Genomic DNA, 11,373 nt, shown 5'->3' on the forward strand with positions numbered 1-11,373 from the left:
ATTGATGTACATCAATGAAATCTATTGGATAAGATACCTACCTTTGTCTCATTAAATAAGTAAATAACTCTATTCAATGAAAAAAATATTTTTATTAGCAGTTTTAGCTGGTGGTTTAGCTTTCGGACAGTCCAAAAAAGTAGTAGCGTCTGATGTTCACTGGTGGGGATACAAAGTAGCAAAATCTGAGGCAAGCTCTCATGATGGTACCGTGAAAGTGAAGTCTGGAGATATGATTATGAAAGGAAACCAATTGGTAGGAGGAAGCTTCGTGTTGGATATGACTTCTATCAGCTCTACTGACCTTACAGGAGAATATCAGCAAAAACTGAACGGACACCTTAAGAATGGTGACTTCTTTGAAGTTGAAAAATTCCCTACTGCAAGCTTCAAAATTACAGGAGTAAAGAAAAACAACGATAAAGTTTATAACTCTCTTGTAACCGGAAACCTTACTGTAAAAGGAAAAACAAGCCCAATCTCTTTCCCTGCTAAGATTTCTTACAGCAAAGGAGTAGTAAGTTTAGTATCAAACAAATTCTCTTTCGACAGACAAAAATTTGATGTAGCTTACAAGTCTACAATGCAGGATGTTTTTGTGAAAGATGATATTGATATGCTTGTAAAGGTAACTGCTCAATAAATTAATCAAAAAAAGATTGTTAAAAGTGTAGAAGTTCTACACTTTTTTTTATTTTTGTTGAATTGTAAATAAAAAAGAATGAAAAGATTACTATTGTTTGCTATGGTGTGCGCAAGTATATCATTTGTTTCTGCCCAAAAGAAATTTGATAAGGTTGCAAAAGTGACTTCATCAGAGATCAGATGGTGGGGGTATAAGGTGGTAAAAACCGAGGCTTCTTCCCACTCAGGAACAGTAAAGCTAAAGAGCGGAAAATTCAACTTTGACCACACGGTTCTGGTAGATGGAGAGTTTGTAATAGATATGAGAAGTATGATGGCGGGAGATGTTTCTGATGAAGATCAGATCAAGCTTACCAACGACCTGAAAAGCACAAACTTCTTTGAAGTAAAAAAATTCCCTATTGCAAAATTCCATTTGACTAAAATTATTCCTTTAGCAAACAGTGAATACAATTCTACCGTGTACGGTGACCTTACCCTTAAAGGTGTGAGAAAAACAATCTCTTTCCCTGCAAATGTATATGTTACTCAGTTCACAACATCTATTGAGTCTGCGAAATTCTCTCTGAACAGAAGAGATTTCAAAGTATTCTACCAGTCTTCATTGAAAGATTATTTCATTAAGAACGAAATGGATATCCAATTCAAAGTTACTACAGAAATGCTGGATAACGAGAATAGAGTTCCGAAGAAGAAAAAATAAGATTGAATATACAATCCATATAAAAAAAACGAGCAGTTCATCAGAGCTGCTCATTTTTTATGCTTTTTTGAAATCAAAGATTTGCAGTAACCCATTCCTTGTTTCTCTGTATTTTTTATAAATTCGTAGTATGAAAATTTATATCGTTAGCGGTCTGGGAGCAGACTTTAAAGTCCTTGAAAGAATAGAGTTTCCCAAACACTGTGAATTGATTTTTATAGACTGGCTTATTCCTGAAAAAAATGAGCCTTTCGATGCCTATGTCAAAAGAATGGCGGAAAAAGTAGATGATTCTGAGCCGTTCTGCCTGTTAGGATATTCTTTTGGAGGAATTATTGTACAGGAAATCAATTTATTGAAACCTGCGGAGAAAGTAGTTATCCTGGGAAGTATAAAATCTGACAAAGAAAAATCTAAATTTATAAAGACAGGTGAAGTTACCAAAATCCCCAGAATATTACCTGTAGGCTTGTTCAACGATAAGGCCGCCAATGTATATGCTGTTATCCGAAAGCTTTTTGATCCTAAAAATCCAAAACTTCTGCAATATTTTAAAGTAAGAGATCCTTATTATCTGAAATGGTCTGTAGAAAAAGTTTCCGAATGGAAGTTTGATGAAAATCCCAATGTGATTCAGATATTGGGTGATAAAGACATTGTTTTTCCCATTCGTTATTCCAAACCGGATTACGTAATAAAAGGAGGAACGCATCTTTTTCCGGCTACGAAATCCAAAGAAGTTTCCAAAATACTGAATGAAGTATTTTGTGAAAATTGAAAGTATTATTTGTAAAATGGTTTTTTTTATAGGGGTGTATGTGATAAAAGTATGATTGTTATGGAATTTATATTTAAATTTGATAGGGTTAAATATAAATTTTATGAAAATAGGATTAAAATGGATCGTTTCATTCTCTGTTATCACACTTGTAGCAATCGGAGGTTTGTTCTGGAATCCGGCTGCGGATATTCCTGATACAGGAGAATTTTTAACTGAAGATAAAATCGTAGGTGCTGATGTCGCCTGGATTCTTGCCGCCGCAGGACTTGTTCTGTTAATGACACCGGGACTTTCCTTCTTTTATGGAGGAATGGTTGGCAGAAAAAATGTGATTTCTACCATGTTACAGAGTTTTATCGCCTTAGGAGTGATCTCTATGGTATGGGTGGTAGTAGGTTTTTCTTTGTCTTTCGGTGAATCTTTGGGTGTTACCATTGCCGGGAAACATTATGGTATCATTGGAAACCCTCTCAGTTATCCCTTTTTTAACGGAGTAGGGAATCTACCTCATAAAATGATGGCTCCTACTATTCCTTTTATCCTTTTTGCTTTATTTCAAATGAAATTTGCCGTTATTACTCCGGCAATTATTACGGGATCGTTTGCAGAAAGGGTTCGTTTTATTTCTTATTTATTATTCATTGTCCTTTTCAGCATTTTTATTTATACACCGCTTTGTCATATGGTATGGCATCCTGATGGTCTTTTGAACAAATATTTTGGAGTAAAAGACTTCGCAGGAGGAACTGTAGTGCATATGAGTGCGGGATTTGCAGCACTTGCCGGAGCCATGGTGGTTGGAAACAGAAAAAATCCGCATCATGAGCCTTCCAATATTCCGTATGTACTTCTGGGAACAGGAATGCTGTGGTTCGGATGGTTCGGATTTAATGCAGGATCTGCACTGAGTGCTTCTGCTTCTGCAGCTACAGCTTTTGGAACGACTACAATAGCCTCTGCTTCTGCGATGATGACCTGGATATTTTTTGACAGAATTAATGGGAGAAGTGTTTCCGCTTTGGGAGCCTGCATCGGAGCTGTGGTAGGACTTGTAGCGATTACTCCCGGATGTGGTTTTGTGAGTATTCAGGAAAGTCTTTTTATCGGATTTATTACTGCTGTAGTTTCTAATATAATGGTGAACTGGAAAGTTTTAAAGAAAGTAGATGATACATTGGATGTCTTTGCCTGTCATGGAGTAGGAGGAATTATGGGAATGATTCTTACCGCCATCTTTGCCCATGGTGAAAAAGCGAGTCTGCTTCACGGAGGAATTAATGTTTTTCTTCATCATATGGCTGCACTAGTTTTGGTTTCCGTTTTTACATTTTTCGGTTCGCTGCTTTTGTATAAGATTACAAATTCTATTATTACTCTCAGAGTTTCAGAAGAATCTGAAAATAAAGGTCTTGATCTTTCTCAGCATGAGGAAAGTTTCAGCTGATAAAAACAGGGCATAAGTATTGACTAATGCCCTGAGTAATATATTCAAATCAAAAATGATTTATTGAATTGATTCAATCGCTTCAAATATTTTATTTTTTGAATTTTCAAAAACTTCACCTCCAAATTCTTCATTATCTAAGGAATAAACCGTAATATCATTCACACCCATGATCCCGAAAATATGTTTCAGATAGGTAGTTTGAAAATTGATATGTCCGTTCTTTTCATTTTCTCCATATCCGGTATCACCGCGTGTTGAGAGGATAAACATTTTTTTGTTTTCAAGGAGACCTACGTAATCACCATCCGGAACTCCGGATCTGAATTTCCAGGTTTCATTAATCCGCATTACCTGGTCAATATAAGCCTTCAATCCGGCCGGAATAGACCAGTTATACATTGGAGTTCCGATGACATATAGATCATGCTCTCTGAGTTCTTTTACCAGTTCATTACTAAGCTGTAAAGGTTTTTGATTTTCTTCAGTTCTGTTTTCAGGTTTCTTGAATGCTCCTGCTATCCAGGATTCATCAATATTGGGAATAGTATCAGTTCCGGCTTCTCTGTAGGTGAAAGTGTCAAGTGGATATTTTGTTTTCCAGTTTTCAACGAAAAGCTGGGTTAGTTTTCTGCTGTAAGATCTTTCATTTCTTACACTGGCATTGATAATCAATATTTTCATTTGTTAAGAATTTATAACAGCAAAATTCCTGATTATTTATTCCTGAAAAATTGATCTAGTTCAAGAGGATTTATTTTTTTTCCGGATTCTGCTGATAAATTCTGCGGAGACTCCCAGATAGGAAGCAATCAGATACTGAGGGACTCTTGATGAAATATCAGGGTAAGTATTCAGGAAATCATAATATTTTTGTTCGGCTTTGTACATATGATTGAACACAACTCTTTTTTCAAGAGTTCCAAGATAACCTTCCAGAATTATTCTGAAGTATTTTTCCAAGGATGGAATTTCCTTCAGCATTTTTTGAAAAGACTGATGGCTGATCTGTAAGAGCTTTGTTTTTTCTACAGCCTGTATATTATAAATGGAGGGTTTTTGTTTTGAAAAACTGGCAATATCTGTTGCCCACCAATGGTCAATGGCTAAAAAGAGGATTTCTTCATTTCCATTTTCTTCATTGATGCAAAAGGCTTTTAAAACTCCCGAAATAATATAACTGTCATACCGGCAGATTTCCCCGTTTCTTAATAGAAAATCCCCTTTTTCCAATGTTTTTTCTGTCCAAAAACTTTTACAGACAGTTATTTCTTCTGGACTTAGCTGAACATGCTGCAGAATGCTCTTAATTAATGTTTCCATTCAAAAAAATGATTAAAAAGAACGGTTGTAATGATAGATCTGACTGAAATTCATACAATCAGCTCATTTACAAAAATACTTATTTTATGGACTGTCAAAACCAAATAAATCTAAGATTTTGCTATGCATATATTAGGATTTATCATGTATCTTTGTTTTTGAGGAAAATGACGAATCATTTATGGAATCAATATCGGTTTTTGAGATTATTAAAGTAGGGATAGGCCCGTCCAGTTCGCATACGATGGGACCTTGGAATGCAGCTGCTGCATTCATCAGAATTATAAAAAGAGAAAGATCAATCGAAGAAGTTAAAGAGGTTTTTCTTGAATTTTTTGGCTCGCTCGCAAAAACGGGAATCGGGCACGGAACTGATATTGCAGGGATGCTTGGTTTAAATGGAGAAGATTTTAAGACGATCAATACTTCAAAAATTGATGAGAAAATAGAATATATCAAAAGTACTCAAACCATTAACCTGGGAGGGGAGAAAATTATTCCATTTGTCTATGGTCATCACTTGATTTTAAATATGAAAAAGAGCCTTGATTTTCACCCGAACGGAATGATCTTCAGAGCTGTTTTCGAAGACGGAACAGAGCTTGTGCAGGATTTTTATTCTGTAGGAGGCGGTTTTATTGCCAGCCAGGAAAAAAACTCAATTCAAAAGCAGTGTGTACGTACATTGTATCCTTGTCATAAGGCTTCGGATATTGCAAAATATTGTGAGAAACTGGGATTTGATAAAATTTCAGATTTAATTTTCATGAATGAAGAAAGCTGGAGAACTCAGGAAGAAACAAGACAGGAAGCGCTTTACATCTGGCAGCAGATCAAAGAATGTATTTATAAAGGCGTCAATAAGGAAGGAATTCTTCCAGGCGGACTGAATGTTTCCCGAAGAGCTGCGGGAATCAACAGAAAACTGCTAGGTGATAAAATTTATAAAAATAAAGATGAATGGTTCCAACAGGTTGTAGACGCTGAAGAAAACTTTACCAATATCAATAAATGGATTGCCTGTTTTGCACTGGCAGTGAATGAAGAGAATGCAAGTTTCGGAAGAATCATTACGGCACCTACCAATGGAGCGAGCGGAGTAATTCCGGCAGTATTGATGTACGCTCAGGCATTTACATCATTCACCAGTGAAGATGATATTGTAAGATTCTTGCTTGTAGCAGGAGAAATCGGGACATTATTCAAGAAAAACGCGACTATTTCTGCAGCGATGGGAGGATGTCAGGCTGAAATCGGAGTATCTTCCGCAATGGCAGCTGCCGGACTTACAGAGATTCTGGGTGGAAGTGTAGGACAGGTATTGATGGCAGCAGAAATTGCAATGGAACATCACCTTGGATTAACATGTGACCCAATCAAAGGACTGGTGCAGATTCCATGTATTGAAAGAAATACAATGGGCGCTATGAAAGCGATTACTGCAGCCAATATTGCACTGGAAAGTGATCCTACCAAGGCAAAAGTAACGTTAGACGAGGTAATTCAGACGATGTGGGAAACCGCTCAGTCCATGAGTGACCGTTTTAAAGAAACTTCGGAAGGCGGACTGGCCATTGCCGTAAACGTTCCGGAATGTTAATAGAAATAACACTGTTTTAAAAATAAAACCCTTAGACATTACGACTAAGGGTTTCTTAATAAAATAAAAGTAAAAACCGTTGGGCTTTTAGTATCGTATAGAATAATTTATCTTAAAATTCCTCTGATTCTGTTGGCATTGGTGATCAGCTCTTCAAGGTATTCATAATTCTCTTTTTCAAGGGCAGATTTGAATTTTCTGAGCTGAGAGATATGTTCGTTCAGAACATCCAGTACATTTTCTTTGTTTTGTTTAAAAATAGGAACCCACATTTCAGGATGCGACTTGGCAAGACGTACCGTGCTTGAAAAACCGGAACTCGCAAGCTGAAAAATAGTCTCTTCCTCGCGTTCTTTTTCCAGTACTGTGTTAGCAAGGGCATAAGACGTGATATGTGAAATATGTGAAATATAAGCGGTATGAACGTCGTGATCTCCTGCATCCATGTAAATCATGTGCATATCAAGGGCATTAACCACTTGTTCAACAATGTTCAACGCATCTTCTGCGGATTCTTCTTTGTTGCAGATTACACCTGCTTTTCCGGAGAAACTTTCTGCAATGGCAGATTTCGGACCATTGTTTTCTGTTCCCCACATCGGGTGGAAAGCGACAAATCTTGAACGCTTCGGATGGTCTTTTACTGCATTGACGATTCCTGCTTTTGTAGAGCCTGCATCCATTACAGTCTGCTGATCAGACACAAGGTCCAGAACAGAAGGCAACAGTTTTCTCGCAGCATCCACAGGGATCGCAAGAATAATCAGATCCGAGTTTTTAATTCCCTCTTCAAGGTCTGCTCCGGCATCAATTATTTTAAGATCCAATGCGTCACTAATATGCTGTATATTGTTATCGATTCCGTAGATGAAGCTGGCGATGTTTTTTTCTCTTAATTTCAAAGCCATCGAACCTCCGATTAATCCCACTCCAATAATACTTATTTTCATCTTTTTAAATTTTTTAAAATAAAAAAACCTCGTCCCTAGGACGAGGTTTTAAATTATATTCATAAGAATCCCTATCCCAGAGCTGAGGTAAAAATTCTATAATAATATGTTCCGTTGTTAAAAATCACAGAGCAAAGGTATAAATATTTTTTAAATGAAACGAAATTTCTTTTCTAAATTGTGTATAGATGGTGTTAATGGGAAGTGGATTTTTTTGTTTTGGCTTTTCTATTCAGTCTATAGCAGATTAATCTTTTTTATTGGTATTAGTTTGATATTTCTTGATAAGATTGGTTTCGAATGATAATATATCTTCTGGTATTTTTAATGTCTCTATTTCTCCTATTTGTTTCCATTTTCTGTCTTCATATAAATAGAATATTGTTTTAGCATTTGGTTTTGGTTCAAATTCACCATCTTCTCCTCCTATATAAGTAATGAACTTATTAGATAGATATGAAGCAACTACATAATAATCGTTTTCTTTAATAAGATTTTTTATTGCTTTTGAATTTTGGGAATCATTTTCAGGGTTAGTAGATTTTAAAAAATATCCTTTTGAATTATTTATACTCCAAAAATATTGAGTTTCATCATTTTTTCCAATAAAGTCAACACTGAAAATACCCCTCTTTTTATCCGAATAAGTGTAAGTTGGGTATGGATTGGAGATATCTGGAATGAAAAAACCATTTACCTGATATTTATTATCCAGAAAGTTTATGGAAGAGTATTTATCAATATTTATTGCAGAGACATTTTCCTCTTTTTGACCTTTACAGCCATAAAAGAAAAATATTAGAATTAATAAAGTTAAAAAGGATTTCATCATTATGCGTTTATCTTAATTTTCAAACATTTCGAAACAGTAAGGATTATTTATTTTTTTAATATTACGTTTTTCAATCCATATCTTTTTTCTGTGTATTCGCTCTCAAATAATAACTTACCTTTATCATATCGAAGAGTACCGAAATAAAATGGTTTATCTGCATCACCTGTATATCCGTTAATTACCTGTGAATATTTTAAAAATATTCTTCCATCAACAGTTTTATCTTCTTGAAGTACATATTGATTATACATTTTCCCCATGTTTCCGGATTCTGTATAAATGATAGAATCTTTATCAATTTTCAATGAAATTCCATAATCATCTAACTTCTCGTTGGTTGCAAAATATTCTCCTGAAGGAATTGAAATCTGTTGTTTTGATGACGAAATACTTCCTGTATTTTTCTCTAAATCAGATTCATCACTTTGACTATTATAGTTATCTTTTTTTTCTTCTCTCTTCTGTTCACATGAATATGATAGAAATATGAGTGATAGTAAAATTAAAAAGTTTTTCATCATTTGTTTAAATTACTTATTCCGATTTTATTCTGGTCTTATGGATATATCCTTTTTTACCTTCTTTAGATACTACCAACCACCAATCTCCGTTTTGATCTAAAACTTCAACTTGTTCTCCTGTTTTAATTTTTTGAAGAATTTGAGATGATGTATTTTTTTCTTTTCTTAGGTTAGTGAAACCATCAGGATCTATTATTATTGAATATTTTTTTTCTTGATTATCTTCTTGTAAAAGTCCATACTCTTTGGAGTATTTTTCAAGAGATGGATAACCATAATATTTGTTTTTTTGAAAAGAGTCCTTTAGTTCCGGATGAGAAACATAGACATTATTTAATAATAAGTATGATTTATCGGATTGAATATCAGTATTTTCCTTACCGGTAAAGCCAAGTTGTAAAAGATAGGCAATAGCCTTTTCTAATGAAGCAGGTGTAATGCCATTTGTTTTTATGATATTGTCTTTATTATCAGTTAAATAAGATGTTAGTGCATACAGAAAAGAATCTTTGGATTTTAAACTTTCTAATAGTTTTTCTCTAATTTTAAATGAATTTGTAGTGTTATTATAGAATACAAACGATAGTCTAGAACTTTGTTCGATATCATCCCAGCTTTGGATATTTTTAACTGCAGAATTAAAAAGGGCTTCATTTTTTTCATAGTTAAACATAACTACTAAATCGATTGCAAGATCTGGATTTTTAGATGCTACATTTAAGATTGAGGTCAAGTCATTCTGGTAAATAATTTTGTTTAGGGTTAATAATTCCTCAAAATAAGGATGTTTTTGATTACTATTTATACTTACTTTGACATTATCTAAATCAGGTAGAATATCATTACCTATTTTAATATATTTTCCTTCCTTTGATATCTGAAAATTGGTAGCTTCATTGAATATTAAAATATCATTATATCCGTCTTGAAGTTTATCAGGTTTAATGCCAAGTAGATCCAGGTTTATTTTATCAAAATTTTCCTTGGTATTTTTGAATTTATGATGGGTGAAATAATTTTCAATTATTTCAGTTTCTTTTTCTATTATTTTTTTTCCTTCTTAACTGAACATGAAAATAATATAAATGATAATAGGACTAAAAAAAATTTCACCATTTGGTTAAGTTATTTATTCTGATTTTATTCTGCTTTTATGAATATATCCTTTTTTACCTTCTTTAGATACTACCAACCACCAATCTCCGTTTTGGTCTAAAACTTCTACTTGTTCACCTGTGTTGATTTTTTGCAGGATTTGGGAAGAAGAGTTTTTCTCCTTTCTTAGATTGGTAAAACCGTCACTATCCTGAATGATAAAATTGGTATTGCTTTCTTTTTGGTAAATATATTTCACATAGTCTTTTAAAGTAGGTAAATCATAAAATTTATTTTTTTCCAGATTTGATATATATATAGGATTTTTATTTAAATAGCTTTCAATATCACCTTGTATTCCAACTCTTAATTCTCTCTCAAATAAATAAGATATTGCTTTTTCAGGTTCAAAATATTCTTTTGGAGATGATGATATTTTACTTATAATATCACCTATTCTTAAATAACCATTACCTTCTTTGGCATAAGAAAAGTCTTCAACTTTACCTTTATAAATAATGGTTTCTATGTCATCAAATATTTGTTTTTTCAACTTTTTATAGCCACCAGAATCTATAAAAATTAACTGCTCCATATCGGAAAGGCTATTAAAATCAAATTTTTTAAACACTGATTCTACAAGTTTTTTATCCTTATTGTATCCATAGTAAACAACTAAATCATATAAAAGATTTGAATTGTTTGCTTGCAGCCAAACATATGATACGGGAGTATTATAAAATACGTAAGAATTAAAATGATATAACAAGTCAGGATTTATAAACTCTGGTTCGGCAGCACTAGCATCCTGAATGAAAATAAATTTATTTTCTTTAATAGCTACCTCTGGAAACATTGCCGGACGTAAAGCAATTATGGAATTTTTATAATCTTTTAAATTTAAAGAAAATACATCCAAAATTTTTTGATTAAAGGTATTTTCATCAGGAAATTGAAATTTTCTTTGCTCTAATACTTTTTTCGCTTTATTGATAAATTCAGGAGACAGGTCATCATAGTTTGATTTTGTGCCGTCTCCTTCATCTGTAATGTTATAAGGTGCTATTTTTAAAGAGTTCATATCTTTTTTTGTTTCTTTAATTTTTTGTGATTTATTTTCTTGCCCATTACATGATATGAAAAGAGACAAGCCTGCTAAGAAGTAAGGTGTAATATTTTTCATTTTCTTTTTTTTAAATTCCTGTCCATTTTTTAGTTCCAAAGCTGGAGTTGGTCCATGTAGATTCTTTCACCTTTCTTTCCTTAACAATAAAACGGACAGGTTTCTTATCATTTAAAGGCAAGTCTGGTAAGTTGTCAATTAATTTCTGAACAGGACTTGTATCCTTTCCTGAATTAAACGTAAAACATCCAACAGAAAAACGTGGAGTATAATGGTGTAGAGCGACTCCTCCTCGTGTACCATCAGGTCCGTCAATACCATTTTCAGCAGCAGCAGATTTGCTTTCAGAATCA

The 11,373-nt window shown here is 33.7% G+C and carries 12 protein-coding genes; 5 read left to right on the forward strand and 7 right to left on the reverse strand.

Annotated features, from left to right (window positions below; translation table 11 throughout):
• Nucleotides 1-76 precede the first annotated feature (76 nt).
• The 4 genes from KIK00_RS21595 (at nucleotide 77) to KIK00_RS21610 (ending at nucleotide 3,573) form a co-directional block, all read left to right on the forward strand.
• Nucleotides 77-643, forward strand: a complete 567-nt coding sequence (locus KIK00_RS21595) for a YceI family protein (RefSeq protein WP_255814316.1) — start codon at nucleotides 77-79, stop codon at nucleotides 641-643.
• Between the two features lie 78 nt (nucleotides 644-721).
• Nucleotides 722-1,348 (forward strand): YceI family protein, encoded by a 627-nt coding sequence (locus KIK00_RS21600; RefSeq protein ID WP_047377095.1) that lies wholly within the window; start codon nucleotides 722-724, stop codon nucleotides 1,346-1,348.
• Between the two features lie 130 nt (nucleotides 1,349-1,478).
• The gene (locus tag KIK00_RS21605) at nucleotides 1,479-2,126 is read left to right on the forward strand and encodes an alpha/beta hydrolase (protein ID WP_255814317.1); all 648 of its coding nucleotides are present in this window, start codon (nucleotides 1,479-1,481) and stop codon (nucleotides 2,124-2,126) included.
• A gap of 103 nt (nucleotides 2,127-2,229) precedes the next feature.
• The gene (locus KIK00_RS21610; RefSeq protein WP_255814318.1) at nucleotides 2,230-3,573 is read left to right on the forward strand and encodes an ammonium transporter; all 1,344 of its coding nucleotides are present in this window, start codon (nucleotides 2,230-2,232) and stop codon (nucleotides 3,571-3,573) included.
• Nucleotides 3,574-3,633: 60 nt separating this feature from the next.
• Here KIK00_RS21610 and KIK00_RS21615 read toward each other — a convergent pair whose 3' ends face one another.
• Nucleotides 3,634-4,257: an FMN-dependent NADH-azoreductase gene (locus KIK00_RS21615; RefSeq protein ID WP_255814319.1), complete on the reverse strand. Its 624-nt coding sequence runs from the start codon at nucleotides 4,255-4,257 to the stop codon at nucleotides 3,634-3,636.
• Between the two features lie 60 nt (nucleotides 4,258-4,317).
• A complete protein-coding gene (locus KIK00_RS21620; protein ID WP_255814320.1) occupies nucleotides 4,318-4,896 on the reverse strand; it encodes a Crp/Fnr family transcriptional regulator in 579 nt (192 codons plus the stop codon).
• Nucleotides 4,897-5,077: 181 nt separating this feature from the next.
• Here KIK00_RS21620 and KIK00_RS21625 point away from each other — a divergent pair, with 181 nt between their 5' ends.
• The gene (locus tag KIK00_RS21625; protein WP_255814321.1) at nucleotides 5,078-6,496 is read left to right on the forward strand and encodes an L-serine ammonia-lyase; all 1,419 of its coding nucleotides are present in this window, start codon (nucleotides 5,078-5,080) and stop codon (nucleotides 6,494-6,496) included.
• 107 nt (nucleotides 6,497-6,603) lie between these two features.
• On the opposite strand, the gene KIK00_RS21630 is transcribed toward KIK00_RS21625, so the two are convergent.
• From KIK00_RS21630 to KIK00_RS21650, 5 genes are all read right to left on the reverse strand, one after another.
• On the reverse strand, nucleotides 6,604-7,446 hold the full coding sequence (locus KIK00_RS21630) for a prephenate dehydrogenase (RefSeq protein WP_255814322.1): 843 nt from the start codon (nucleotides 7,444-7,446) through the stop codon (nucleotides 6,604-6,606).
• 247 nt (nucleotides 7,447-7,693) lie between these two features.
• Nucleotides 7,694-8,275: a hypothetical protein gene (locus tag KIK00_RS21635; protein WP_255814323.1), complete on the reverse strand. Its 582-nt coding sequence runs from the start codon at nucleotides 8,273-8,275 to the stop codon at nucleotides 7,694-7,696.
• A gap of 50 nt (nucleotides 8,276-8,325) precedes the next feature.
• Nucleotides 8,326-8,802 carry a hypothetical protein gene (locus KIK00_RS21640; RefSeq protein ID WP_255814324.1) on the reverse strand — a complete coding sequence of 159 codons (477 nt, stop codon included), beginning with the start codon at nucleotides 8,800-8,802 and terminating at the stop codon, nucleotides 8,326-8,328.
• Between the two features lie 13 nt (nucleotides 8,803-8,815).
• Nucleotides 8,816-9,535, reverse strand: a complete 720-nt coding sequence (locus tag KIK00_RS21645; protein ID WP_255814325.1) for an SH3 domain-containing protein — start codon at nucleotides 9,533-9,535, stop codon at nucleotides 8,816-8,818.
• 396 nt (nucleotides 9,536-9,931) lie between these two features.
• Nucleotides 9,932-11,080: an SH3 domain-containing protein gene (locus tag KIK00_RS21650; protein WP_255814326.1), complete on the reverse strand. Its 1,149-nt coding sequence runs from the start codon at nucleotides 11,078-11,080 to the stop codon at nucleotides 9,932-9,934.
• Nucleotides 11,081-11,373 lie beyond the last annotated feature (293 nt).

Origin of the sequence: Chryseobacterium sp. MA9 (assembly GCF_024399315.1) — a bacterium.
Lineage (GTDB): Bacteria > Bacteroidota > Bacteroidia > Flavobacteriales > Weeksellaceae > Chryseobacterium.

Coding starts and splice junctions, on each gene's coding strand:
- KIK00_RS21595 (WP_255814316.1), top strand. CDS start 77: ATGAAAAAAATATTTTTATTAGCAGTTTTAGCTGGTGGTTTAGCTTTC.
- KIK00_RS21600 (WP_047377095.1), top strand. CDS start 722: ATGAAAAGATTACTATTGTTTGCTATGGTGTGCGCAAGTATATCATTT.
- KIK00_RS21605 (WP_255814317.1), top strand. CDS start 1,479: ATGAAAATTTATATCGTTAGCGGTCTGGGAGCAGACTTTAAAGTCCTT.
- KIK00_RS21610 (WP_255814318.1), top strand. CDS start 2,230: ATGAAAATAGGATTAAAATGGATCGTTTCATTCTCTGTTATCACACTT.
- KIK00_RS21615 (WP_255814319.1), bottom strand. CDS start 4,257: ATGAAAATATTGATTATCAATGCCAGTGTAAGAAATGAAAGATCTTAC.
- KIK00_RS21620 (WP_255814320.1), bottom strand. CDS start 4,896: ATGGAAACATTAATTAAGAGCATTCTGCAGCATGTTCAGCTAAGTCCA.
- KIK00_RS21625 (WP_255814321.1), top strand. CDS start 5,078: ATGGAATCAATATCGGTTTTTGAGATTATTAAAGTAGGGATAGGCCCG.
- KIK00_RS21630 (WP_255814322.1), bottom strand. CDS start 7,446: ATGAAAATAAGTATTATTGGAGTGGGATTAATCGGAGGTTCGATGGCT.
- KIK00_RS21635 (WP_255814323.1), bottom strand. CDS start 8,275: ATGAAATCCTTTTTAACTTTATTAATTCTAATATTTTTCTTTTATGGC.
- KIK00_RS21640 (WP_255814324.1), bottom strand. CDS start 8,802: ATGATGAAAAACTTTTTAATTTTACTATCACTCATATTTCTATCATAT.
- KIK00_RS21650 (WP_255814326.1), bottom strand. CDS start 11,080: ATGAAAAATATTACACCTTACTTCTTAGCAGGCTTGTCTCTTTTCATA.